Annotated in this window: 25 protein-coding genes; all 25 read left to right on the top strand. The window is 44.3% G+C overall.

The annotated features are described in order from the left end of the window. The first annotated feature begins 10 nt into the window (after positions 1–10). Complete coding sequence (gene fliS / locus CSR04_RS07965; RefSeq protein ID WP_102795740.1) at positions 11–442, top strand: flagellar export chaperone FliS; 432 nt, start codon at positions 11–13, stop codon at positions 440–442. After that, positions 439–756, top strand: coding sequence for a hypothetical protein (locus tag CSR04_RS07960; RefSeq protein WP_102795739.1), 318 nt, complete (start codon positions 439–441; stop codon positions 754–756). Before fliS ends, CSR04_RS07960 begins: the two co-directional genes overlap by 4 nt. Positions 757–898: 142 nt before the next feature. After that, positions 899–1,897 (top strand): UDP-N-acetylglucosamine 4,6-dehydratase (inverting), encoded by a 999-nt coding sequence (pseB, locus tag CSR04_RS07955; protein ID WP_102795738.1) that lies wholly within the window; start codon positions 899–901, stop codon positions 1,895–1,897. Continuing rightward, positions 1,894–3,033: a UDP-4-amino-4,6-dideoxy-N-acetyl-beta-L-altrosamine transaminase gene (gene pseC / locus CSR04_RS07950; RefSeq protein ID WP_102795737.1), complete on the top strand. Its 1,140-nt coding sequence runs from the start codon at positions 1,894–1,896 to the stop codon at positions 3,031–3,033. The genes pseB and pseC overlap by 4 nt, the downstream gene beginning before the upstream one ends. Positions 3,034–3,095: 62 nt before the next feature. Then, on the top strand, positions 3,096–3,812 hold the full coding sequence (gene pseF / locus CSR04_RS07945) for a pseudaminic acid cytidylyltransferase (RefSeq protein WP_102795736.1): 717 nt from the start codon (positions 3,096–3,098) through the stop codon (positions 3,810–3,812). Positions 3,813–3,910: 98 nt separating this feature from the next. Further along, positions 3,911–4,897: a glycosyltransferase family 9 protein gene (locus tag CSR04_RS07940; RefSeq protein WP_102795735.1), complete on the top strand. Its 987-nt coding sequence runs from the start codon at positions 3,911–3,913 to the stop codon at positions 4,895–4,897. Then, positions 4,894–5,946: a pseudaminic acid synthase gene (pseI, locus tag CSR04_RS07935; RefSeq protein ID WP_102795734.1), complete on the top strand. Its 1,053-nt coding sequence runs from the start codon at positions 4,894–4,896 to the stop codon at positions 5,944–5,946. The genes CSR04_RS07940 and pseI overlap by 4 nt, the downstream gene beginning before the upstream one ends. Positions 5,947–6,028: 82 nt before the next feature. After that, a complete protein-coding gene (locus CSR04_RS07930; protein ID WP_102795733.1) occupies positions 6,029–6,403 on the top strand; it encodes a GxxExxY protein in 375 nt (124 codons plus the stop codon). A gap of 60 nt (positions 6,404–6,463) precedes the next feature. After that, positions 6,464–7,495, top strand: coding sequence for a UDP-2,4-diacetamido-2,4,6-trideoxy-beta-L-altropyranose hydrolase (pseG, locus tag CSR04_RS07925; RefSeq protein WP_102795732.1), 1,032 nt, complete (start codon positions 6,464–6,466; stop codon positions 7,493–7,495). Next, complete coding sequence (locus tag CSR04_RS07920) at positions 7,495–8,046, top strand: GNAT family N-acetyltransferase (RefSeq protein WP_102795731.1); 552 nt, start codon at positions 7,495–7,497, stop codon at positions 8,044–8,046. The genes pseG and CSR04_RS07920 overlap by 1 nt, the downstream gene beginning before the upstream one ends. Position 8,047: 1 nt before the next feature. After that, positions 8,048–8,431 (top strand): type VII toxin-antitoxin system MntA family adenylyltransferase antitoxin, encoded by a 384-nt coding sequence (gene mntA / locus CSR04_RS07915; RefSeq protein WP_102795730.1) that lies wholly within the window; start codon positions 8,048–8,050, stop codon positions 8,429–8,431. Beyond that, a complete protein-coding gene (gene hepT, locus CSR04_RS07910; RefSeq protein WP_245921459.1) occupies positions 8,415–8,855 on the top strand; it encodes a type VII toxin-antitoxin system HepT family RNase toxin in 441 nt (146 codons plus the stop codon). The genes mntA and hepT overlap by 17 nt, the downstream gene beginning before the upstream one ends. A gap of 6 nt (positions 8,856–8,861) precedes the next feature. Continuing rightward, the gene (locus tag CSR04_RS07905) at positions 8,862–9,104 is read left to right on the top strand and encodes an acyl carrier protein (protein ID WP_102795729.1); all 243 of its coding nucleotides are present in this window, start codon (positions 8,862–8,864) and stop codon (positions 9,102–9,104) included. Beyond that, complete coding sequence (locus CSR04_RS07900; RefSeq protein WP_102795728.1) at positions 9,097–9,843, top strand: SDR family NAD(P)-dependent oxidoreductase; 747 nt, start codon at positions 9,097–9,099, stop codon at positions 9,841–9,843. Before CSR04_RS07905 ends, CSR04_RS07900 begins: the two co-directional genes overlap by 8 nt. Next, a complete protein-coding gene (locus tag CSR04_RS07895; protein ID WP_102795727.1) occupies positions 9,843–11,237 on the top strand; it encodes an AMP-binding protein in 1,395 nt (464 codons plus the stop codon). Before CSR04_RS07900 ends, CSR04_RS07895 begins: the two co-directional genes overlap by 1 nt. Before the next feature lie 7 nt (positions 11,238–11,244). Further along, a complete protein-coding gene (locus tag CSR04_RS07890; RefSeq protein ID WP_102795726.1) occupies positions 11,245–14,784 on the top strand; it encodes a motility associated factor glycosyltransferase family protein in 3,540 nt (1,179 codons plus the stop codon). Continuing rightward, entirely contained in the window at positions 14,785–15,894 is a 1,110-nt protein-coding gene (locus CSR04_RS07885; protein WP_245921458.1) for a LuxE/PaaK family acyltransferase, read from the top strand. It begins immediately after the preceding gene. Continuing rightward, positions 15,878–17,041 carry an acyl-CoA reductase gene (locus CSR04_RS07880; protein ID WP_102795725.1) on the top strand — a complete coding sequence of 388 codons (1,164 nt, stop codon included), beginning with the start codon at positions 15,878–15,880 and terminating at the stop codon, positions 17,039–17,041. The genes CSR04_RS07885 and CSR04_RS07880 overlap by 17 nt, the downstream gene beginning before the upstream one ends. After that, positions 17,035–17,937, top strand: coding sequence for a nucleoside-diphosphate sugar epimerase/dehydratase (locus CSR04_RS07875; protein WP_172449279.1), 903 nt, complete (start codon positions 17,035–17,037; stop codon positions 17,935–17,937). Before CSR04_RS07880 ends, CSR04_RS07875 begins: the two co-directional genes overlap by 7 nt. Positions 17,938–17,961: 24 nt before the next feature. After that, positions 17,962–18,420, top strand: coding sequence for a glycerol-3-phosphate cytidylyltransferase (gene tagD / locus CSR04_RS07870; RefSeq protein ID WP_102795723.1), 459 nt, complete (start codon positions 17,962–17,964; stop codon positions 18,418–18,420). Positions 18,421–18,431: 11 nt separating this feature from the next. After that, positions 18,432–19,496: a Stealth CR1 domain-containing protein gene (locus tag CSR04_RS07865; protein WP_102795722.1), complete on the top strand. Its 1,065-nt coding sequence runs from the start codon at positions 18,432–18,434 to the stop codon at positions 19,494–19,496. A gap of 3 nt (positions 19,497–19,499) precedes the next feature. Then, positions 19,500–21,101: a glycosyltransferase gene (locus CSR04_RS07860; RefSeq protein WP_102795721.1), complete on the top strand. Its 1,602-nt coding sequence runs from the start codon at positions 19,500–19,502 to the stop codon at positions 21,099–21,101. Positions 21,102–21,116: 15 nt separating this feature from the next. Next, the gene (locus CSR04_RS07855; protein ID WP_102795720.1) at positions 21,117–21,905 is read left to right on the top strand and encodes a class I SAM-dependent methyltransferase; all 789 of its coding nucleotides are present in this window, start codon (positions 21,117–21,119) and stop codon (positions 21,903–21,905) included. 165 nt (positions 21,906–22,070) lie between these two features. Further along, on the top strand, positions 22,071–23,354 hold the full coding sequence (locus CSR04_RS07850) for a class I SAM-dependent methyltransferase (RefSeq protein ID WP_102795719.1): 1,284 nt from the start codon (positions 22,071–22,073) through the stop codon (positions 23,352–23,354). A 200-nt stretch (positions 23,355–23,554) separates the two neighbouring features. Further along, the gene (locus tag CSR04_RS24700) at positions 23,555–23,812 is read left to right on the top strand and encodes a hypothetical protein (protein WP_146027127.1); all 258 of its coding nucleotides are present in this window, start codon (positions 23,555–23,557) and stop codon (positions 23,810–23,812) included. Positions 23,813–23,815 lie beyond the last annotated feature (3 nt).

Genomic DNA, 23,815 nt, shown 5'->3' with positions numbered 1-23,815 from the left:
AGCTGTATAAATGTCACTTAAAGGTATCAACGCCTATAAGAAAGGTAATATTAAACAGGATATTGCCAGTGCCGACCCGCATAAACTTACACTGATGTTAATGCAAGGCGCGTTAGACAGAATGGCGTTTGCTAAAGGCTGTATTGAGCGAAAAGAGTTTGAAGCAAAAGCTGAGCATTTATCCCGGGCCTCTGCCATTGTGATGAATCTGCGTGATACGTTGGATATGTCATTGCAAAGTGAAGTGTCTGATAACCTCTATGCATTATATGACTTTATGCTGCAACGCTTAATCGATGCTAACGTACAGAATAGCTTGAAGATTATGGACGAAGTGATTAGTCTGATGTTACCCATAAAGACCGCCTGGGCTGAGATTCCCGAACAAGCCAAACAAGAGGCTTATGAAGCAAGGCGGCAAAAACAGCAAGCGGCCGTGTGAAGAAACTAGACTTAGACCATGCGCTAACTTTTCCTTCGCTGCATGACTACAATGAAGCCCTTAACGGGCTTCTTTTGCAAGAAGTCCTGGAATTTGAAAAACTTGCCGAACTTATTACTCAACGAGATCAGGTCGTTCTTGCTTATCTTGATGGCCTCCCTGTCGAAGCGAAACAAACTTTTGCTAAGGCCGAGCTTGACTGCAACCAAACTATTCTCAGTGCAATTAAGCCGCTGCTTAATGAGACTGAGCAAGATCTAAAGAAACTGCTGAGAGGGAAAGCGGCAATTAAAAAATATAAAGGTCGGCGTTAGCTACTTTAATGGACTAGATTTTGAGCGATGCTGCTGCATATAGTGCGATCAAAGTTATTGTTAGAAAACCTAAATATAACAGCGACTAAACGCGTAGGAACCCAGTGAGTTCCATACTTAGTATATACATTGGAGAATGCTCATGCTCTCAGATAAATCAATAATTATCACTGGGGGTACCGGTTCTTTTGGTCAGCGATTTGTGGCAAAAGTTCTGGCTGACTATAAACCGAAAAAACTCATTATTTATTCACGTGATGAGCTCAAACAGTTTGAAATGCAACAAAAATTCGACCATCCCTGTATGCGTTATTTTTTGGGGGATGTACGCGATAAGCATCGCCTTAAAACAGCAATGCGAGATGTAGATTTTGTTGTGCATGCGGCTGCATTAAAGCAGGTACCTGCTGCTGAATATAACCCCATGGAATGTATTAAAACCAACATTATGGGCGCACAAAATGTGATTGAAGCCGCCATCGAGTCTGATGTTGGTAAAGTCATTGCGCTGTCTACTGATAAGGCGGCAAACCCGGTGAATTTGTATGGCGCCACTAAGCTGGCATCGGATAAATTGTTCGTAGCGGCTAATAATATATCCGGCGCCAAAGGTACCCGCTTTGCCGTTGTGCGTTATGGCAATGTTGTTGGATCGCGGGGCTCGGTAGTGCCGTTTTTTAAAGAGTGCTTGGCGCAAGGTAAGACTAAGTTACCTGTTACTCACGAAGAGATGACTCGTTTTTGGATAACTCTGGATGACGGTGTTGAGTTTGTTATTAAGAACTTTCAACGAATGCAGGGCGGCGAGATATTTGTGCCTAAAATTCCCTCCGTCAGAATTCTGGATCTGGTTGAGGCCATCAGTGGCAAGCGTGACTATGAAGTGGTGGGTATCCGCCCAGGGGAAAAAATTCATGAGGTGATGGTACCTGAAGAAGTAGCCCACCATAGCCTGGAATTTGATGATCACTTTGTGATTCGTCCGCCTATTACCTTTTTTGAGAAGAACATCAATTATCGCAAGAACAAGTTAGGGGAAACAGGCCGGGAAGTGGCAGACAGGTTTGAATATCACTCGGGTACCAATCCGCATTTTCTAACGGTTGAAGAACTCCGCGAGCTGAACGAGTCAGCACTATGATCCCTTACGGTAAACACCAGGTTGACCAGGAAGATCTGGATGCCGTTATCGATGTACTGGAAAATCAGTTCTTGACCCAAGGGCAGCAGGTACCTGCCTTTGAAGCTGCATTAAAGGATTATTGCGGTGCGGCACATGCAGTCGCGGTAAACAGCGGCACTTCAGCCTTACATATAGCCTGCCTGGCGCTGGGTGTGGCAGAGGGAGATCTGGTCTGGACCTCACCCAACTCCTTTGTTGCGTCAGCCAATTGTGCCCGGTATTGCGGTGCACAAATCGATTTTGTGGATATTGATCCCATTACACGCAACTTATCTGTTGAGGCGTTGACACAAAAGCTGGCAAAAGCCAAACAAGCCAATCGTTTGCCAAAGGCCATTGTGGTTGTGCATTTTGCCGGTATGAGTTGTGATATGCGCGCCATTTCTGCCCTGACAGCACCGTTAGGTATAGTGTTAATCGAAGATGCCAGCCATGGCCTGGGCGGCCGCTACCTGAATAAGGCCATTGGGAGTTGCCAGTTTTCGGATGCCTGCGTATTGAGTTTTCATCCGGTGAAATCCATTACCACCGCCGAAGGTGGCACAGTGCTGACAAATAGTGCCAGCTTGGCAGAAAAATTGCGCCTGTTTGCCAGCCATGGCATTACCCGCGCTGCTGATTTGATGGACAGTGAGAGTGAAGGCCCCTGGTATTATCAGCAGATTGCGTTGGGTTATAATTACAGACTCAGTGACTTGCATGCTGCACTGGGCATTTCACAGCTTCGCAGACTAGACAGCTTTATCGCAAAACGTCGTGAGTTGGTGCAAATTTATTGCGACAAACTGGCCGGATTACCCTTGGTATTACCGATGGAAAGCTCAGACAGTGCCTGGCATTTGTTTACAGTCGAACTTCGGCAACATGATAGGGCTGAGATATTTGCCCGGCTGCAACAGGCTGGAATTGGTGTGAATGTTCACTATATTCCCATTCATTTGCAGCCTTACTACCGCCAACTTGGGTTTGGGCCTGGGGATTTCCCTTGTGCTGAGGCTTACTATCAGAATGCGCTGACGCTGCCTTTGTATCCAGGGCTGAGCGCCGATAACCAACGGTATGTAATTGATACCCTGGTCAGTATTTTGGGATAAGAATGCAATTAACCACAGAGGCGCAGAAGTGGTTATAAATAGTCTTAAACTAAGAGTAGTCAATGCAAACGATAGCCATTATACCTGCCCGCGGCGGCAGCAAGCGTATCCCGAAAAAGAATATTAAAGCCTTCTGTGGTAAACCATTGATTGCTTATTCCATCGAGGCAGCCAAGGCCAGTGGTTTATTTTCAAAGATAGTGGTTTCTACTGATTGCCCCAAGATAACTGACATAGCCCGGCAATACGGTGCCGAGGTGCCCTTTATCCGACCACCTGAACTGTCAGACGATTTCACCGGCACCACCCCTGTGGTGCGCCATGCTATTGACTATTTACGGAATCAGGGTATTCAGCCCGAATATGTGTGCTGTATCTATTCTACCGCGCCGCTGCTGCAGGCAATTTATCTGCAACAGGGATTGCACCAACTTCAGCAAAATCTGGATAAATGTTTTGCTTTTTCCGTAACCAGTTTTGCTTTTCCCATCCAACGGGCCATTCGGGTTTTAGCAGACGGCGGTGTTGAAGCGATAAATTCAAAGTTGATTGGCCAGCGCTCGCAGGATCTAGAGGAAGCCTACCATGATGCAGGGCAATTTTACTGGGGTAGAACCTCGGCTTGGTTGGAAGGACAGCGTATGTTTGCACCGCACAGCCTACCCATTGTATTACCCCGCCACCTGGTCCAGGATATTGACACACCGGAAGATTGGCAACGCGCCGAATTATTGTTTAAAGCATATGTCACCACAGAGGCACAGAGAACACAGAATTAGAGCAACTATTCTCAGAGGAGAACTTGGTTGTTTATGACACCCGACATTCTCCGTGCTCTTCGTGTCTCTGTGGTAAAGCCATAAATTTAGGGGATTACGTGACAAATAACGCGCCAAAAAAAATACTGTTAATCAGAATGTTGGGCTTAGGCGATGTAACTTGCATCGGGATCCCAGCGTTACGTTACTTTAAACAACGCTTCCCCGAAGCACAGTTTAGCTTTTTGACCTTTGCAGCCGGTAAGGAAGTGATAAAACTGGCTGAGCCAGATGTCAATGTGTGGGGCTTAGACAAAGATGCCTGGCCCGAACATATTATCCCCGCCATGGAAACCTTCTTAGGCCTGGCAGAGCAAATTATCGGTGAAGGGTACGATCAAATCTGGAACCTGGATACCTGGTTTATGCCTTGCTTTTTAAGCCGCTTTTTGAAAGACGCAGGTGAAAAGGTGATGGGAAATACCATGAGCATTTCCGTACAGACGCTGATTGATGAGTTTCAGTCACAGCAGCTAAAACCTGAATACGTGAACGATCCTGCTAGCTATATGCAAAGTAGTTTTTTTAGCATGGTGCGCTGGCATACACCATGGTGGCAAGGGGGATTGGTGCCTGACTTCGGTTATCCGGAATTTTATCTGCGCAGTTGCTGTGGCTTTGATCAACTGGATATGGATATGTCGATTCAGGTGGCGGCCGACCAGGAATTAAAACGCATCGGCAAACAGCAGAAAGTCATAGCATTGGCGCCGCAATCCCGCACACCAGAGCGAGCCTATCCTTTTGCTGATGAGCTGAAAGCTGAACTGGAAAATCGGGGTTATCATGTCTGGACCGGGTTTGATGGCTCGGTGTCTTTGCGTCAAACCCTGATGCAGCTAAAAGCATCGGATTTACTGGTGACGGCGCCGTCTGCACCGCAGTGGTTGGCAACAGCGGTTGGTTGCCCCAGTCTGGTGATATGTGGCGATGTGGATCCCCGCACCCTGATGCCAGATTACGCCACCGATCCCCATGAAGGCCCTATACCCGCCTTACAGTTGGCAGACAGTATTGATTCTATATTTAGCGAGCAGGCGCAATGAAGTCTATTCATATCGGGCAAAGAACCATCGGCCCCGAGCAGCCGCCTTTTATTATTGCTGAGTTGTCTGGCAATCACAGTCAGAACCTGACCACCGCCATGAAGATGCTGGAAGCGGCCGCAAAGGCTGGCGCCCATGCCATCAAATTGCAAACCTATACCGCTGATAGTATGACCCTGGATGTGCAAAAACCGGGTTTTGTAATTGAAGAGCAGGATAGCTTGTGGCACGGCGAGAAACTGCATGCACTTTATCAACGCGCCGCCACACCCTATGAATGGCATGCGCAGCTATTCGCCAAAGCCAGGCACCTGGGAATGGAAGCTTTTAGTTCCCCCTTTGATGAACAGGCGGTGGATTTTCTTGATAGTCTGGATGTGCCCTGCTTTAAAATTGCCTCTTTTGAGCTCACCGACATCCCGCTTATCCGCAAGGCCGCCAGTAAGGGTAAGCCGCTGATTATGTCCACCGGTATGGCCAGCCTGGCGGAAATTGAAGAGGCAGTGGCTACCGCTAAAGCCGCGGGTTGCCAGGATATTATATTGCTTAAATGCACCAGCACTTATCCTGCTGAGGCAGCCAATACCAATCTGCTTACCATACCGCACATGCGCGACGCCTTTGGCGTGCAAGTGGGGTTGTCTGACCATACTGGTGGCATTGGCGCGGCGGTGGCATCAGTTGCCCTTGGCGCAACGGTGATTGAGAAACACTTTGTACTGGATCGTAATGCAGGCGGCGTAGATGCTGCCTTTTCGCTGGAGCCGCAGGAATTAGATGCGCTGGTGATGGAATCAATGCGTGCCTGGCAGGCAATGGGGCAGGTGGTGTATGGCGGCAGTCAGGCCGAAGAGAAGGCTAAGCAATACCGCCGTTCTATTTATGTCAGTGCGGATATCCAGGCTGGTGACATCCTGGGTAAACATAATCTGCGCATAGTGAGGCCGGCCTTTGGCCTGGCCCCTAAGCACTGGGACAGCGTACTGGGCAAAACCGCCAAAACAGCTCTCCCCAAAGGCACCCCCCTGTCTTGGGAATCTATAGAGTGATGAGAGAAGAAAACCACAGAGACACAGAGAGCACAAAGAAATTGCTATAAATAAGTATCGCTAATCAGAACTTAGATAGTCTATGGATGGAAATGACTTAACTGGCAAAATTATTGGTGCTGCAATTGAAGTCCATAAGGCTCTTGGTCCCGGATTGTTGGAATCTGCCTATGAAGCTTGTCTGGAAGAGGAAATAAAAACGCTGGGGTTAAGTGTCAAACGTCAGTTAGAGCTGCCTTTACGGTATAGAGGTATTCAAGTAGCCGTTGGCTATCGTATTGATTTGTTGGTTGAAGATAGCGTTATTCTGGAGTTGAAAACCGTTGATGCTATTCAACCTATCCATAAGGCGCAGTTACTGACGTACTTAAAGTTAATGAATCTTAGATACGGCTTATTATTAAACTTTAATGTTGAAAAGTTACACCAAGGTATTTGTAGAATTTTAAATGGGTAGTTTTTTTGGTAAAATTTGTCCTCTTCGTGCTCTCTGTGCCTCCGTGGTTTGATCATCTTTATGAATAGGGTTTTATTCAGGGTGGATGGGCATAGCCAGATGGGCTTAGGCCATCTGATGCGCTGTCTGGCGCTGGCTCAACATCTGCAAGCAGAAGACATTGAGGTAACCTTTGCAGTATTGCCCGGCACAGTACCATTTTGCCGTGCCCGCCATGATTGGGTGGGCGCAGTATTAACCATTCCAGAAGGTTTGACCCAGCAGGATGAAATCGCCTGGCTAAGTCAGCAGCCAGCCTTTCAGCAGGTCGATATAGTGGTGCTGGATGGCTATCAGTTTAATGAAATCTACCGACAAGCCCTTAAGCAAACAGGCTGTCAATTGGCCCTGTTTGATGACAACAATAATTCCGGAATGTTACATGCGGATCTGGTTATCAACGGCGCAGCGAATGCTGAACAATTAGGCTATAACCTTAGCGCCCCTGATGCGAAGTATTGCCTGGGCGAGAAGTTTCGGGTATTGCGCCGGGAGTTTACCTACGCGGAAACCAGTTGGGCTAAGCGTAATTCACTATTGATCACTATGGGCGGCAGCGACCCGGCCAATCTGACCTTACCTTTGCTAAAAGCTTTGGATAGTGCCGGGGCAGATATGCCCATCAGGGTGATTACCGGTGCTGCTTATCCCGTTTTAACTGAACTTCAGAGCTTTTTGCAACAAACCAGACTAACGATTCAGCATATTCATAACTGCCAACAGATGGCGGATGCCTATAGCCATGCAAAACTGGCTATTAGTGCAGCCGGCGGCAGTCAGTTTGAACTGCTGGCTTGTGCCACGCCGGCATTGCTGACCGTTGTGGCAGATAACCAGCTAAATGCAACGCAACAAGCGAGTCAACAAGGTTGGTGCCAACTGTATGATAGCAGGACAAGCTTCTCTGCCAACGCTATGGCCAACGATATCATTGTGTTATGGCCGGATGAAAACAAACTCACTGCAATGCATAGCAACGCGTTAAAGTATGCTGATATCAATGGCGCCGTGCGGGTTATACGGGCAATGTTAAACTTGGCTAAGGAATCCTGATGGAATTAAGTGGTTATCAGGTTGTGTTGCGGGATATACAAGCTGAGGATCTGGAGCTAATCAGAGCCTGGCGTAATGACCCGGAAGTAAGTCGCTTTATGCTTAGCCAGGAACGAATCAGTGCCGAGCAACAGCAAGCCTGGTTTAGTAAAATCCTTAAAGATAACACCCAGCGGCACTGGCTCATTTGTTACAAAGATAAACCCATTGGTGTGGCAAATATCAAAACAGTGCATAAAGGCGACAGTATTGAAACAGCGAAAGTACTGGAGCCAGGGCTGTATATTGCCGATAACCGTTACAGGGGCAATATTCTGGCCTTTTCCCCGACCTTGTTAATAAACGACTATTGTTTCGAACGTTTAGGTACAGAGTTGCTACAAGCCAGAGTGAAAGCCGACAATACGGCTGCCCTCAAGTACAATGCGAAGCTTGGCTATAAACAGCTAGCAAAGGACGACCTGATTGAACTTTGTTTAGATTACCAAAGTTACAGGGTTGCAAGCGAATCTATAAAGGCCTTGCTAGGCCGGACTAAACGAAGCAATTGAAATGACCAAAAAAAAGCCAATTGAGCAGAGAATTAAACAGCTGGCTGCAGCACATCCTGACATTGCTGTTGTGTGGTTATATGGTTCCCGTGCCAGAAATACGGCAACTGATAACAGTGATTATGATTTGGCGGTCGCTTTTAAGTCATTTATCAAAGATTCTGCTCTGGACGCAAGATTGCGCCCGGAAAGTCTGGCGCTTGATTGGCAACAGACACTATCCACGCCTTTATCTGTGGTTGATATCAATTTAGCGCCTATTCCATTGGCTATGACAGTAGTCGATGACGACCGCCCATTGTATGTGGCAGATATAAGAAGAAAAATGATGGAAGAGCAGCGGATTAGATCACGCTGGGAGCATGAATATGAAATCCAGCAATAGTCCGTTAGCCCCTTATTGCGAGGCAATGGAAAGTCACATTGAACAGATTATGGGCGACCTGGTTGGGCTGGAAGACATTCTTGTTCAGCGGGATTTGTCAGTTCACGAATATCGCTCCGCAGAACGCTTGCTGCAGTTACTGGTTGAATCCGCTATTGGTCTGGCAAAACACTGGAGCAAATTATTAAAGGTATCGCCGCCCAAAGATGCATACCAGACATTCAGTCGCTTACATGAAAAAGGTGTGTTGACCGAGCAGCAATTGCTGCAATGGCGCAAAACTATCGGTCTGCGCAATGCTCTGGTGCATGATTATCTGAATATTGACCGACAAATTATTATAGAAGTAATAAGAAAACAGTATTACCAATCCGTTTATGCCTTTACTCAATTAGCTATCAAAGCTTTGAGTACTAAACAGTAAGAGCTTATGAGTAACCAACAAAAATTAGTCCAGTCTTTTTCCAGCGCACTTGCCATTGCACAAGAGCAAGTACAGGACCTGTTAGCTTACAACAGTATTCCCGAGTGGGATTCTACCGCACATATGATTCTGATAGCAGAGTTGGAAGGCCAATTTGATGTGATGCTTGATACCGATGACATTATTGATATGAGCAGTGTCGGCAAAGCGAAAGAGATTTTGACTAAACACGGGGTTTCATTTGAATAAACCGTTGGCGAGTGCAGCATTACAAGGAAAGCGCATTCTGATCACCGGCGCCACTGGCGGGATAGGTCAGTGGGTTGCTAAGCTTTGCCATGAGTCTGGTGCCGACGTGATGTTACAAGGCCGAGACACCGCAAAGCTGGATGCCTTGTGTGCGACACTAACAGACCGTGTAAAGTGTTTTCAGTACGATGTTACCGATGAACATGCGGTAAAACGGACCTTCGCCCAGATTCAATCGGACGGGCTTGATGGGCTGGTGAACTGTGCGGGTATTATGCAAGACAGCGCCCTGGCTATGACAAGACTGCAAAGCGTACGCGAGCAGTTTGATGTAAACGCTGTCGGTAGTTTTCTGCATTTACAATTGGCCAGTCGTATTATGATGCGCAAACGAGCCGGTAGCATTGTCAACCTGTCATCGGCCGTTGGTGAGCAGGGCAGTGGCGGGCAAATAGGCTATGCCATGTCTAAGGCGGCGGTCACCGGTATGACAAAGTCGGCGGCCAAGGAATTGGCTCCTTTTAATATCCGGGTTAACGCTGTTGCGCCAGGTTTTATCGATACCGACTTAGTTGCCAGCTACTCGGAAGGAAAACGTGCGCAAATATTCAGCCACATTCCTCTTGTGCGCGCCGGAGAAGCCAAGGAAGTAGCTGATTTAATAAGCTTTTTATTATCCGATCATGCGGCCTATATCACAGGGCAAATAATCGGCATTGACGGTGGAATGCGTCTCTGATGTTTTTCAACCAGCTTGCTTCATTCTCCGGGCAACCCGCGTGCATAGCAGAGGGTAAAGCCATTAGCTATCAGGCACTATCTTCCATGGTGGAAGAAAAGGTGATGCAACTCAGTGCGCTGGCCCCACAAGGGCGAAAGCTTATTTTGCTGCAAGCTGATAATGACCTTTATACCTTGGTCATTTATCTGGCTGCGCTACAGGCATCCCATGTGTTGATGCTGGTGGAGAGTAAGCTAAGCCAAGACAAGCTTGAACAACTTATAGAGAGGTATCAGCCCAATTTGCTGATTACAGGCCAGTCAATCCAGTGCTTAAGTGAAAAGCCGATAATCATGGCTGAAGAGCTGGCCTTGCTATTATCTACCTCTGGCAGTACAGGCTCTCCCAAGCAAGTGGCCTTAAGTCAGCAAAATCTTCAGGCCAATGCAGATTCCATCTGTGCCTATTTACCTATTAAGTCAACAGGTAAAACCATTACTAGTTTACCCTTCGCATATTCTTATGGCTTGTCGGTTATTAATAGTCATCTTAACGCTGGTGCTTGTATTGTGCTTAACCAGGCCCCTGTGACTGCCAGAGAGTTTTGGCAATGTTTTGAGCAAGAGCAAATTACCAGTATTGCTGGTGTGCCGCATAGCTGGCAAATGTTGCTGCGTTTAGGCATTACAAAGAAAAACTGGCCACATTTAAGCTACATTACCCAAGCAGGTGGCAAGCTAGATACCGACACAGCAAAACAGCTTGTGGACTATGCACAAGCACATAACATACTCTTTTATATAATGTATGGGCAAACCGAAGCCACCGCCCGAATGGCCTACCTTTCCCCTGAAAAAGTCGTAACTAAAGCAGACTCTATCGGCCAAGCTATTCCGGGTGGAAAATTGGCATTAAAATCAACTGATGGTGGCTGGATAGACAAGGCAAATGCCGAAGGTGAGCTCTATTATCAAGGGCAAAACGTAATGCTCGGTTATGCAGAAACGCAAGCCAATTTAGCAGAATTTAAGCCTTTAGAGTGGCTCGCTACCGGTGATCTGGCCCATCGAGACAATGACGGTGATTTTAAAATCACAGGCCGTAGTAAACGCATCATTAAGCCGTTTGGTCAAAGAGTGAATCTGGATGAGGTAGAGCAAAAACTCAGTACACGAGGTTATCAGGCACTGTGCGTAGGCAATGACAGCCAACTACAAGTGGCCATAGTTGATTGTGAAAATACAGATGCATTAAAAACAGAGTTAAGCCAATGGTTGCAATTGCACCCCAGCGCGATAACAGTAATGCAAGTAGATAAAGTGCCAGTTAACGCTAATGGTAAAAGAGATTATCAGCAGTTGGCGCAGATGTTGAAGCAAGCTGAGTCAGCAGTGCAAGAAGTAACACAGTAGAGAGATAATGCTAAAAGATATTCGACAACATATAGAGCAAGATGAAACGCGTCAGGAGCAGCTTGAGGCTGATCTCGCCCGGTTGATTGAGAAGACCCACCATCAGAATATCGAAGCCTTTCTTCGTTACATTCCTTCTTTGTTGCCAATAGTGACAAATATCCACACACAAAATATTGGCGTGTTTGCCAACAAGTGGGGCCAACTAAATTTAGTCGACTATGGGGCGGGCAGAACCTTGTATGGATTCCATCCCAAGCAAGAAATTCAGGCTCAGCTTGATGCGTATAGCAACCACAGTCTGTTTGTGGATTTTAGTGGCAAGCAACTGCCAGCAGATGATTCAGCACAGAGCCATAATACATTAGAAAGTTTAGCTGCTTATCAAGCCTATATGCAACGCCAGCCATTACCATCAAGCATTAAAGCCATGGTGGTGCTGGGCATTGGTTTAGGTAGCCATATTAAAGCCCTGATTGAACAATTTGATGTGGAACATCTGATTATTTACGAGCCTGAGAGCCAGTACTTTCAAGCATCGGTACTGGCGGAAGATTGGAAAAGCATTCTCGAACAAGCCAGTAAAAAAGGGACAGGCATCTATTTACAAGTAGGCAAAGACGGTCGAGATTTACTTAAGGATGTCAGCGAGTTACAAGAGCATGTGGGTATAGACGGGTTTTATTTATACAAACACTACAATCACCCGGTGTTTAATGCGTTAGAGAATCAGCTGCAAAGTCAGCCTTGGTCAAAGCTAATTCAGCAAGGACTTCGCTATGATATGCAGATGAATGGGGCTGATTATATTGCCAATTGGCAACCTAGATTCGAGCTTGACGGTTACCAAGATATAGACGCAGAGAACTCTGAAACATTTGCCCAAAATATCGCTGCCTTTCAGCATTATTACCCCAATATCTATAAAGAATTTAAAGATTATCAACCACAAGCCTGGTTACCCATCACAAATGAAAATGGGCAGGTCAACCTGCTACACAAGGCCACCTTGACCCCTTGGTGCGGAAAGCAGCCCAAGACAGAAGCTGAGGCTAATTTTGACAACTTTTCCCAACACCCCAACAAAGATGGCTTGGTGTTAGGTTATAAAGGTAAAAAGCTCAGACACTATCTCCACTACCAGTTTGTTAATCAGACCGAATCCTTACTAGAGAATGAAGAAGAGCTAGGGCTGTTACCAGAGTCGCTTAAATCTTTGATCATTTTTGGCATAGGCTTGGGTTATCAGCTCGAAAGTCTGTTTGAACAGCGTAAGGTAGAAAAACTTTTCTTATGTGAGCCAAATCGGGATTTCTTCTATGCCTCATTATTCTCCATTGATTGGCATCACATCTTAAAGACCATTGATGAGTCTGATGGTCGCCTCTATATCAATGTAGGGGATGACGGTACTAATCTGTTTAGAGACTTATTAAACCAGTTTTATGCCATTGGCCCTTATGTGTTGGCTAATACTTATTTTTACCAGAGTTACCACAACCCAAATTTAGTCTCTGCCGTCGCGCAACTGCGTGAACAGCTGCAAGTAGTTATCTCCATGGGAGAATACTTTGATCATGCTTACTTTGGTATCAATCATACGATTGAAGGACTTAAACGTTCTTACCCTCATTTAGTTCATACGCCAAGAAAATTGCTCAGTATTGAAAATAAAGATGTGCCTGTTTTTATCGTGGGAAACGGTCCATCTCTAGATTATTCCATTGATACAATTAAAGAATATAGAGACCAAGCTATTATCGTTTCATGCGGAACCTCGCTTCAGGTGTTATATAAAAATGGCATTAGGCCTGATTATCATGCTGAAATTGAGCAAAATCGTTCCACCTATGATTGGGCCATGCGCCTTGGTTCGTTAAATTATTTAAAAGAGATAACTTTAATATCTTGTAACGGTGTCCATCCTGATACCTGCAATCTATACAAAAATGTGCTTATCTCCTTTAAAGAAGGGGAGTCTTCGACAGTATCTGCATTAAATGTATTGGGTAAAGAAAATTTTCACGCTTTAACTTTTTCATTTCCAACCGTCAGCAACTTTGTAGTTGACCTCTTTACTACGTTGGGATTTGGTCAGCTGTATTTTATGGGGGTGGATTTAGGATTTTTAGATGTTGAACATCATCATTCAAAAGCTTCTGGTTATTTCGACGAGAAAGGCAACCCACTGATCGATTACAAGGACAGTAACTATACGGGACTAATTGTCGAAGGTAATTTTCAGTCAGCTGTGAATACCAAACATGAATTCAAAGTCTCTAAAATGGTGATAGAGGACACTCTGCGAGCCGCAGTAGGGGATTTTTTTAACACCAGTAATGGCGCAAAAATAGCTGGTGCTGTACCACTCAGAATTGAGAATGTGCTTATTGTATCTAACAGCCAAGCTAAAGATAGGGCAATACAAGCCCTTGACGACAAGGCTTTTATTAAAGTACAAGGTGATAGGTTCGCGCAAGAATTCTCGCAAAAATATTCAAAGGCGCTGCTGCTTGATGAACTTAGTGACTTAATTGATACTATCAACCAAGATGTAGAATCTGATCAGCAAGCTATGTCCATTGTGGATGATGTTAAAAATCAATTATTCAGATCTTATCAAAAAGGCCATTCGCTGCTTTTTTATTATCTCTATGGTACCTCGAACTATGCTAATGCCTTGATGGTAAAAATGCTAAATCTTACATCTGATGGTGACTTGTCCTTTTTTGACCAAGCTAAGGAGTTGTGGCTTAAAAACTTACAAAAAATTGCTTGGTTGTTATCAGATAATGATACTTATTTTGATGTTTCTTCATCATTTATTAATCAAAGAACTCAAAGTTACTTTCAGCAGGTAAGAAATGAAAACTTTACGCTCGTCACTGATCAAAATAATTTAAACCTAATCGTTAAAGAGTGTTTTAAAGTAAATAATATTGGCAACAAGGTTCAAGTGTTTAGTCTATCGGATATAGAGTCACGACAAGCCAATGCAGAATCATTAAACATCTTGTATGTCTCAGATTTGGATAAAATTCGTCTGAAGCCAAATCTATTTAATCTACCTTGGTCGCTCGTCTTTATTGAGGGGCAATATATAGATTTAGAGTGCTTAAATATCAATGCGCCTATTTTATTCAGTTCAGGAGACTTTCATCAACACAACCAACCTGCTAGTTGTCATCCATTGTTCCATGTTTATCTAGCCTTTGCTTATGCAAAATGCAGTTCAAAAATTAAGGTAATGATTCCAAAGTTTCTTGTAACTGCGCTAGATGAAATTTATGCTGATTTTGGAAAGATATTAGCTCATTTTCCCTATGCATATGATTGTGGCAGAGTAATAGGTTTTTCCTATGAACCTTTAAAAAATCAAGATTTATTAATGAGCAACGGTGCGCGTGCAATACGCCTTCCTACTCCAGTCGAAAAATCTAAGTTTATTCAGATGCTCATTACTGAAGAACAAAGGGCTCACATAGTAGACAATGTTTTCGAGTTATGTCCTTTTTTGCGCACTAGTGCTAGGTTTAAGGGGGCATAAATGGATGAAGAAATGAAACAGTACATGGATGACATGGCCGTTTTTGAAGAAAAATACGAGGAGCTTCTAGAGAGCCCTGTATATCATTTTCTTCAGCCTGAAAAAGAACGCATTTTGTTACCTCTGCTTTCAATTTTGCACAAACACCACAGTTTCCGTAGTCAGGCCTATCGCCTGGTGGATAAGTTGTTCAAATGGGATGATTCAAAAGCATTGTGTAACTACCCCTATCTGGCTGTTAGGCTCTTTAAAGAATTCGAATTAAAGAGTATTTCCGATGATCAAGTATACAAAGTACTGCATTCTTCTGGCACCACTGGCCAGTCATCGAAAATATATTTGGATAAAGAAACAGCTCAATTGCAAACCAAAGTGTTGACGAGAATATTGCAGCACTGGTTGGGTAAATCACGTCGACCCATGTTGCTTATTGATTCTCCCCATACTGTTAAAAAAACAGGTGGAATGACTGCCAGGGCAGCAGGATTGCAAGGCTTATCTTTTTTTGGTCGCAGCCATACCTATGCCCTCGATGCCAATATGAATCTGGACATTGATAAGGTATCCAATTTTTTTGAACAATTTAAAGGCCAGTCCGTTCTGCTGTTTGGTTTTACCTTTATGGTTTGGCATAGCTTTATACAACAGTTGCAAAAACATAATATTTACTTCGAACTGCAAGATTCGATATTGATTCATGGTGGTGGCTGGAAAAAGCTGCAAAAGGCGTCTGTTTCTCATCAGACATTTAAACAGCAAATCCAAACCCAGTTAGGCGATGTACGTGTACATGACTATTACGGCATGGTTGAGCAAACAGGCACTATTTATATGGAATGTGAACAAGGCTTTTTTCATTGTCCAGTATGGTCAGATATTGCCATTCGCAACCCTGTAGATCTGTCGTTTTTGCCTTTTCAGCAGGTCGGCTTGATACAACTGACCTCCGTTCTGGCCAGAAGCTACCCAGGGCATTGTATTCTCACAGAAGATCTTGGTTATATAGTTGGCGAGGATGATTGCAGCTGTGGTTTAAAAGGTAAGTACTTTAAGGTGTCAGGACGTGTACCCAATGCCGAGGTGAGGGGGTGCAGTGACACCTTTTCCTGATTTAGCTGAACATAAAGACATTAAATGGCATATCAAAGCGCCGCATGCTCCCGCAAGCATAAAGCCTTGGAGCGACCAACTTATCCTGGAGGTCGATAGCCTCGCCAGATTTTTGTTGCAGCATAAAATTAGCAAGGAATATCCGGAAATAGTCGCCCTGGGTTTTTGGGCTAGAAAAGCTAACTTGCTTAAGATGTTACCTGGGCAGGCAAGGTTCAAAGAGGCAAAAAAAACGCCTGCGGTATTTCATGTAGGGCCTGCCAATGTCGATACCGTGTTCTTCTATTCATTCTTATTGTCAGTGCTGGCGGGAAATCAAAATATCGTCAGAGTGAGCAACAGAAGTGGCGCTCTGGTTTACCAACTTATTGACTTGCTTCAAGGGTTTTTTTACCAATATGCCAATTCCGAGTTTGAGCAGTTAATTTCCATTATTGAATATCCTGCGACATCAACAGGTGTGACAGTGACTTTGTCTGAATGGGCAAATATGCGGGTGATTTGGGGAGGAGATAACAGTATCGATGCCATAAACCACATAGCGCCTCATGCTAACCAATTAACCTTTCCAGACCGTTATTCCATTGCACTTATGCAGATTGAAGATGCAGAGCAAATACCACAGGCCGTTGAGGCAATGGTCAAAGATCTATTGCCTTTTCGTCAACAAGCTTGCTCTTCACCTAAAGCCATCGTTTGGTGGAATACATCAGAACAATTACAGAACGCTTTCTTTCTACAGCTCAACCAAGTTTTAGCAAACAAAGAAAATGGCTTTGATATGCGTGATCAGGTAGAACAGTTTGTTGATTGTCAGCGTATGGTCATTACTCACAAACCTGCAGTTAAAACCATAGAACATAACCATATAACATGTCTTGATTTAGACAAATTACTGCCAGACTATTTTGACATCCATACTGGCCATGGCTTGTTGCTCAACATCAGAGTCGATACTTTAGATTCATTACCTTATGCCGATAAACTACAAACTATTGCTGTTTTTAATATACCTGATGCCATGCAAAATGAATTGATGACTAATCACTATGTAAAAAGGGTGACATCCTTAGGTAAAGCCTTGTCATTTCAGCATATCTGGGATGGGGTGGATTTATGCGAAGCGTTTGGGCAATTAACATGCTAGCGACAACATCAGACAACAAAAGCAAAGCTGTTTTATTTGGCGCAGGTAAAGCTGGGCTAGCAGCCAAGCATAATTTGGCAGAACAGTTTCAATTTATCGCCTTTTGTGACAATGATAAAAGTAAAGTTGGTCAAGTGATTGACGGTCTGCCGGTAGTATCTCCAGACGATCTTGGCTCCATGAAATATGATCGAGTATTGATTGCCAGTGAATTCGCAGAGCAAATAAAAGAACAGTTAATGTCTACCCATCAAATTGCGGCTGAACTCATTGAATCGGTCAAATGGACGGATCTTAAAGAAGTCACATTAGGGCAAGATGCCGAAACTGAGCAATTTGCTGTTTACCTACTAAAACGAGTGTGCAAACGTCTTTCGGAGCTTGAGATAGCTTATTATGTGGATGCTGGCACTTTGCTAGGCATATATCGAGACAATCGCCTGATCCCCTGGGATGATGATTTAGATATAGCGATAGATGCCAATTACTTAGCAGAAACGGTAGACGCAGTGGAAAGGCTTTTGGCGGATTTACAATATACAACATCCGAACCTTGGCAGTTACATCAGCAAACTTCATCCACCCAGTTTGGTAATGTGCCCAAAGGCGCAGTGAGGGCGTTAAAACTCTGCCCAAAAGATGCCGATAGCAAGCTACCCATGATGGATATTTTCGTCAAATACTCTGATGGGGAATGGATGGATTATTGTTTGGCCTCTCGTGGAATTCGGATGCCCAGTCATCATCTGCAAACGCTAGGCAGCATCGAATTTGCTGGGCAGCAACTTAATATTCCAGGTAGGGTAGAAGATTACCTCGAACGTCACTATGGTGACTGGCGTACACCTAAAAAAGATTGGGGATTAGGAGATTTGACCAATGCCACTGTGTTCTAGCAAGTCCGAGGTAATGCGTTCGTTATGACCACTGTACTTACTTATGGCACTTTCGACCTTCTACATATTGGTCACTTGAATATCCTCGAAGGCCTTAAGGCTAAGGGGGATAAGTTGATTGTAGGCGTTTCTACTGATGAGTTTAATCAGCAGAAGGGCAAAAGAAGCTTATTTTCCTACGAGCAACGAGCACGCATGATTGCTGGGCTTAAGTGTGTCGATATGGTGATACCAGAGGAGCATTGGCAACAAAAGGCAGATGATATTAAAGAATTTGATGTTGATATTTTTGGTATGGGCAGCGATTGGCAGGGTAAATTTGACCACCTAAATGAGCTGTGCGAGGTGATTTATTTACCACGAACGCCAGATGTATCATCAACTAACTTAAAAAACGCCCTTTCAGTTATAAATAAAAAGAGCATCCAAGATATCAAAAATGGCCTGGACAATCTTTACGATATAGTCAAAGCAATGGGGTAGATTCGCGTAATATGTCGAGTTTTAACCCAATTGATTTTGTTGTTACCTGGGTAGATGGTAATGATCCTGCATGGCAGCGAGATTACGCTCGCTATGCACCTGAAAGCGAAATCATGAATGGCACCGAACGGTTTCGTGATTGGGGTAATCTAAAGTATCTTTTTCGGGCATTTGAGCAATTTACCCCCTGGGTTAACAAAATTTATTTCGTTACTTATGGGCATTTGCCCAAATGGCTTGACACTAACCATCCAAAACTCGTTATAGTCAATCATCGCGATTACATGGACAAGCAAAATCTTCCGGTATTCAACAGTCATCCCATAGAAGTAAACTTTCATCGTATCAAAGGGCTATCTGATCATTTCGTCTATTTCAACGACGACTGTTTCATTCTTGAACATCTGCAGCCAGAAGTTTTTTTTCGAGATGGATTACCTGTAAATGTAGCGATAGCCAATGTAATGAGTGACGGAGTCATTGCACCTGTCATTCTTAATAACCTTGAGCTTATAAATAAAAATTTTAATCGCCACAAAGGCCAGAAACTTACTAAGAACCAAATTATCCGTAAGTACTTCAGAAAATGGTTTCATTTAGGTTACGGGTTGAGAATGCTCGATACGCTGTTGCTGATGAAATGGCGCGTATTCACTGGATTTGTTGAATATCACCATCCTCAACCTTTTCTAAAATCTACCTTTGATGAAGTTTGGTCAAAAGAACCTGAAGCCCTTGAGAGAACATCAAAATCTCGCTTCAGGAGCAACTACGATGTGAGCCAATATCTCATGCGGAACTGGCAGCTGGTATCCGGAAACTTTTCTCCAGACACAGTAAAAAATGCCTTCGAGCGCAGGAAGTATGTGGAGCTGAGAACCGTAAAGGATGTTGAAAAGGCATGCGCTGAAATTCGTTCAGGTAAATACCAGATGTACTGCCTTAACGATGCAATGTCCAAAGGGCGTTACACCGCTGAAGACGTCTCACTCGAAGGAATTGAACACTCCAAGCAAATCGTCATTGATGCGCTGAATTCGTTAATGCCCCAAAAATCAGGATTTGAGCGGGAGTAGACATTGATTACCTGTGATACATCGCTTCATAGCGCTGCTCAAAGTGGTACAAAAAAAGCCTGGGCTTGGGGCGTATCTCAGGATGCCCACATTCAGCTGACGCGAGCGCCTTACACATTTCAAGGAATCATTGATGGTAACAGTGAGCAGCTCGAAACAGGAAGAATGGTCTCAGGTATACCGGTCTTCGGGCATGCCAAGCTTTCATCATTGTGTGTAGAAGATATCATTCTGGTGGTTTTTGCAGACCTAAAGGTTTTCGGAGAACAGATTTTAAAGCAGATTGCTGGTTATGGTGCTTTCCAAGTAACTGCGCCGGTAGATTATTGGCTTCAGCAAGACATTGATGTCATGTTGAGTAGTTTGAAAAATCTTTTCCCTTTAGGGAAAGCAGCATCTCACCCCTCTAAATTGGCGAACAATAGGATTTTACTCGCACTACCTAACTTGTTTAAAGGCGGAGCCGACCGTCAGATGGTGTTACTGGCCATCGCGTTGGCTAAGCTCGATTATGAAGTACTTTTTTACACGTATGGCAATGACGCGGAAGGCACCAATGAGTGGCAAATGTGGTTGCAGGAAGCTGGCGTTAACCGGGTTAGCTCGCCACAAATACGTCAGCTGGAATACTCATCATTAATAGTTAATGGAGAGCGACTGGATAAGTATTTTCCTCCGCGATTTGCAAGCATGCTCGTTTCGTTGATTGATGTTCAGAAAATGTTTTCGCCATTCTTGTCCATAGGGTTCCTGGACAATATGAATGTTCTGTTAGGACTTTCAACATTATTTACTCAATGCGGTGAACTTATATTGTCCGCCCGTAGCCAGGCACCAGCCGAGGTACCAGGATTCGTTACTATGGCTCCTTTTCAGGTCATGAAAGAGCTATATCTACATATCCTGCAAAGTCAACGCGCTACTATGGTATGCAATAGCCCGACAGGCAGGACATCGTATTTACGATGGCTAGATGCTACTGAAATCGAATTAGGTTGTATTGAGAATGCAGTTTATCTAGAGCCTACAGAGTTATCGCCAATTCGCAGTGAGCTATCTATAGGTGCAACCGACCTGTTGGTTTGTGGTGTCATGCGTCTGATTGAAAGCAAGCGACCAATGGATTTCGTTGAGGCAGTACATAAAGCACACCTCAAGAATTCTGACATATTTGCCGTTATAGTAGGGGACGGCCCTTTGTTTTCAGAAGTGTCGGCGTTGATTGAATCGTTGAATGCGCAGGGCTACATCAAAATGGCTGGTCTTCAGGAAAGTGCCTTACCTTACCTTGCTGTAAGTGATGCATTTTTGCATACCTCCTGTGTGGAGGGGACAGCAAATGTGTTGTTGGAAGCTCAGGCCATGGGCGTGCCTGTTTTTGCTTATGAGTCAGACGAGACCCGGCATGCGGTGAACAAGACTGAATTATTTCTATGTGAAGATGGAAATACCACGGCAATGAGCGAGTTAATTTCTGACAAGCTGGTATATCGAAGAGATAAAAAAGGTGCTGATGGCACCGATTTTGAAGATGCCCTGCGAATGGCTAAAGATTATCTGGCGCAAACCAAGCGTAATATTAAAGCTCGGCCGACAAATGAATAGGGTAGAGGACCAATAATGGCAACTGGACAACAGATTGAAACTCGCGGTCATGTAGTGGGATTTAAAGAAGAGATCTCTAAAGCTGCTGAGACCAACGACAATACCTTCTTTACATGGTTTGACGCAGCTAAGGATAAAGACACTGCATTTGTTCGTGGTAGCTGGGATTTTTCATTGCATATGGCGCAAGAGTTTGCACCGCATATCAGCCGTCCTGAAGAAAAAGTGATCATGGAAATTGGTCATGGGGCAGGGCGTATATTAGCGGCAGCCAGTCGTTCGTTTAAACATGCCATCGGTGTTGATATCCACGAGAACAATGAGAAAGTTGCCGAAGAACTCAATGCCAGAGGTATAGATAATTTCACGCTTTATCAGTCTGATGGTAAGAATTTGCCGGTGCCAGATGACAGCGTGGATTGTGCTTATTCTTTTATTGTTTTTCAGCATCTGGAAAAAATAGAAGTGTTTGAACACTATCTTCAAGAAATTAATCGTGTTTTAAAGCCCGGCGGAGTCGCTGTGATTTATTTTGGTCGAAAATATAAGCACTCTATTAATAGAGATTCGCGCCTGCGTTACTTGTGGGATAAGTGGATGGAAGGCTTTCGTATGCCAAAAGGCTACGAAGAGCTACCGGCCAAAGTCAATATGACGAACTTGAGAGTGTCACTATCTTACGCCCGTGCACAGGCTTCTGAGTGTGGTTTTAAAGTACATAAAGAGCTGGTATCCAAGAAAACTGTACCTGATGGCGTTACTCTATATGGGGGTCAGAATGGTTTGGTGCTTTTTAAGCTCTAATTTCCGTGTCGCGCAGTTTGGGGTGGCTGTTGAGTTCTTCTGGGATTTTGACAGCATTTGCTTTCAGCGGTAGATGCCACGTTAAAGTATTACGCCGATTTACAGATAAATAAGCTACGGTGGGCGAATCATCCCCATCGATAGCGTTGTTTTGAGAGAAACCTTATGCATCAGCAAACTTCCCATACTCAGGCGCCTTCGCAGGTGATGCAGCATGATTTTGTCAGTCACCAAAATGACTTTGAAAAAGTTTATGCAAAGAAACAAACGGGTGACAATGGTCTCAGATTTCCCCTGCAAGATGTTGATGTATTGAAATGGCAAAGAGGTGTTAACGCCGATGATTTTTACGCCTATATGTATCGACGTTACACCTGTCACATTCTGGCCAACATAGACATAAAGGATGGTATGGATATTTTGGTTTTGGGATGTGGAGTTGGCTCAGATGAGAAAAATATAAAGAAGCTTTATCCGAATTGCCGTACCTGGAGTATCGATATCTCTGCCCAGATGATTGAGCGAGCTATCGCTAGTCAATCACCCAGTCAGTTTGCCTTGGGTGTAGCGGAATCCCTGCCATTTCCCGCCAATTCTTTTGACAGGATTATCTCTCGCGAAGTCATCGAACATGTGGCTGCGCCTGCGCTCATGATGCAAGAAGTTTCCCGGGTCTTAAGGCCTGGTGGAATTGCTATGATCACCACTGAAAATGAAGAGTCGTGGGGGTTGGGCAATGATCGATATACGTTTATCCGTGACAAAATAGTGTCAATAGGTAAGGGGATTGCCAAGGTGTTTGGTGTGACTTTTGAGGAAGCATTGCCCGCCAGTTACAAAGATGAAGCCCCAACTTTAAAGGAGTTCCAGGATTATACAGCCTCAGCAGGCCTTACGTTGGAAAAAACGTTTTGGGACGGGGCCTTGTATAAGTGCCTGCCTGTTTTTCAACATATTATTGGACCTAAAAGAATGGTCCGTTGGGCTCATTACTTTTCTTGTCTTGAAAATACCCCTCGTTTGGCGTTTTGGTTTTGTGATCAGGTGAAGTACAAGGTAACAAAACCCCAATCAGACAATGAAACGGCTAATACGCCCGTATTAACGGTACCTGGAAGTGACAGTATATTGGTGGAAACTGATAGCGGTCTACACGACCCAGTGTCCGGGAAAACCTATCAGAAATTGAATGGTGTTCCTGACATGGTTCCCAAGGTTGAAAATCCCGAAAGCGGTGGTACTGCGAAGGCAATGCCGGTCAAGAAGAACAGCCAGTTATACAACTACGTGCGAACCAAAATTCGTTTTATTTATCGCTTAGTCTTATTGCTTGTTGCATGGTTGGTAAGTGTTGTAGTGACTAAAAATAGTGATAGACCATCCCAATTTATCAAAGATAGAACTTGGGATGAGTATATTGCTGTGAGTTTAAGAAAGTCCCGTTTGTAAGGCAGCTTTGCGAATACTGCTGTTGTGTGGTTCGGTGATTTGGAGTCTGGAACGCTTTTGTGTCTGAAAATTATGAGAAACCCCTAGCATTTATTTTTGGTGCAGGCTTGGGAGGTCAACGAGCATATCGATACCTTAAGCATCATTATGAAATAGAGTGCTTCATTGACAACAATCCGTCCCTGAACGGAAAAACCTGCATGGGGGTAACCATCCAACTTCCAGACAAGGTAGATGTACATAAGGTTGATCAAATCTTTGTCGCGAGCATGTATTCCAATCAGATCTGTAACCAGTTGGTTAACGAGCTCAAGGTAGACCAGCATAAGATCAAACTGGTAGATAAAGCGACTTTGCACGGCAAGCACGAAAAACTTAACACCAAGTTACCTGTATTGGTCCTTATGGCGTTCTATGCCCTTGTCGTGTTGTTCTTTGTACTGTCGCTCAAGGAGTAGTCA

This window comes from Bowmanella denitrificans, from assembly GCF_002887595.1.
Taxonomy (GTDB): Bacteria; Pseudomonadota; Gammaproteobacteria; order Enterobacterales; family Alteromonadaceae; genus Bowmanella; species Bowmanella denitrificans.
Note: the sequence above shows the minus strand (reverse complement) of the source record. Positions and strands in the feature narration are given on the sequence as shown.

What these genes read in the sequence shown, in the direction of transcription:
- fliS (WP_102795740.1), top strand. Translation starts at nt 11, where the DNA reads ATGTCACTTAAAGGTATCAACGCCTATAAGAAAGGTAATATTAAACAG.
- pseB (WP_102795738.1), top strand. Translation starts at nt 899, where the DNA reads ATGCTCTCAGATAAATCAATAATTATCACTGGGGGTACCGGTTCTTTT.
- pseC (WP_102795737.1), top strand. Translation starts at nt 1,894, where the DNA reads ATGATCCCTTACGGTAAACACCAGGTTGACCAGGAAGATCTGGATGCC.
- pseF (WP_102795736.1), top strand. Translation starts at nt 3,096, where the DNA reads ATGCAAACGATAGCCATTATACCTGCCCGCGGCGGCAGCAAGCGTATC.
- pseI (WP_102795734.1), top strand. Translation starts at nt 4,894, where the DNA reads ATGAAGTCTATTCATATCGGGCAAAGAACCATCGGCCCCGAGCAGCCG.
- CSR04_RS07930 (WP_102795733.1), top strand. Translation starts at nt 6,029, where the DNA reads ATGGATGGAAATGACTTAACTGGCAAAATTATTGGTGCTGCAATTGAA.
- pseG (WP_102795732.1), top strand. Translation starts at nt 6,464, where the DNA reads ATGAATAGGGTTTTATTCAGGGTGGATGGGCATAGCCAGATGGGCTTA.
- CSR04_RS07920 (WP_102795731.1), top strand. Translation starts at nt 7,495, where the DNA reads ATGGAATTAAGTGGTTATCAGGTTGTGTTGCGGGATATACAAGCTGAG.
- mntA (WP_102795730.1), top strand. Translation starts at nt 8,048, where the DNA reads ATGACCAAAAAAAAGCCAATTGAGCAGAGAATTAAACAGCTGGCTGCA.
- hepT (WP_245921459.1), top strand. Translation starts at nt 8,415, where the DNA reads ATGAAATCCAGCAATAGTCCGTTAGCCCCTTATTGCGAGGCAATGGAA.
- CSR04_RS07905 (WP_102795729.1), top strand. Translation starts at nt 8,862, where the DNA reads ATGAGTAACCAACAAAAATTAGTCCAGTCTTTTTCCAGCGCACTTGCC.
- CSR04_RS07895 (WP_102795727.1), top strand. Translation starts at nt 9,843, where the DNA reads ATGTTTTTCAACCAGCTTGCTTCATTCTCCGGGCAACCCGCGTGCATA.
- CSR04_RS07890 (WP_102795726.1), top strand. Translation starts at nt 11,245, where the DNA reads ATGCTAAAAGATATTCGACAACATATAGAGCAAGATGAAACGCGTCAG.
- CSR04_RS07885 (WP_245921458.1), top strand. Translation starts at nt 14,785, where the DNA reads ATGGATGAAGAAATGAAACAGTACATGGATGACATGGCCGTTTTTGAA.
- CSR04_RS07875 (WP_172449279.1), top strand. Translation starts at nt 17,035, where the DNA reads ATGCTAGCGACAACATCAGACAACAAAAGCAAAGCTGTTTTATTTGGC.
- tagD (WP_102795723.1), top strand. Translation starts at nt 17,962, where the DNA reads ATGACCACTGTACTTACTTATGGCACTTTCGACCTTCTACATATTGGT.
- CSR04_RS07865 (WP_102795722.1), top strand. Translation starts at nt 18,432, where the DNA reads ATGTCGAGTTTTAACCCAATTGATTTTGTTGTTACCTGGGTAGATGGT.
- CSR04_RS07855 (WP_102795720.1), top strand. Translation starts at nt 21,117, where the DNA reads ATGGCAACTGGACAACAGATTGAAACTCGCGGTCATGTAGTGGGATTT.
- CSR04_RS07850 (WP_102795719.1), top strand. Translation starts at nt 22,071, where the DNA reads ATGCATCAGCAAACTTCCCATACTCAGGCGCCTTCGCAGGTGATGCAG.
- CSR04_RS24700 (WP_146027127.1), top strand. Translation starts at nt 23,555, where the DNA reads ATGGGGGTAACCATCCAACTTCCAGACAAGGTAGATGTACATAAGGTT.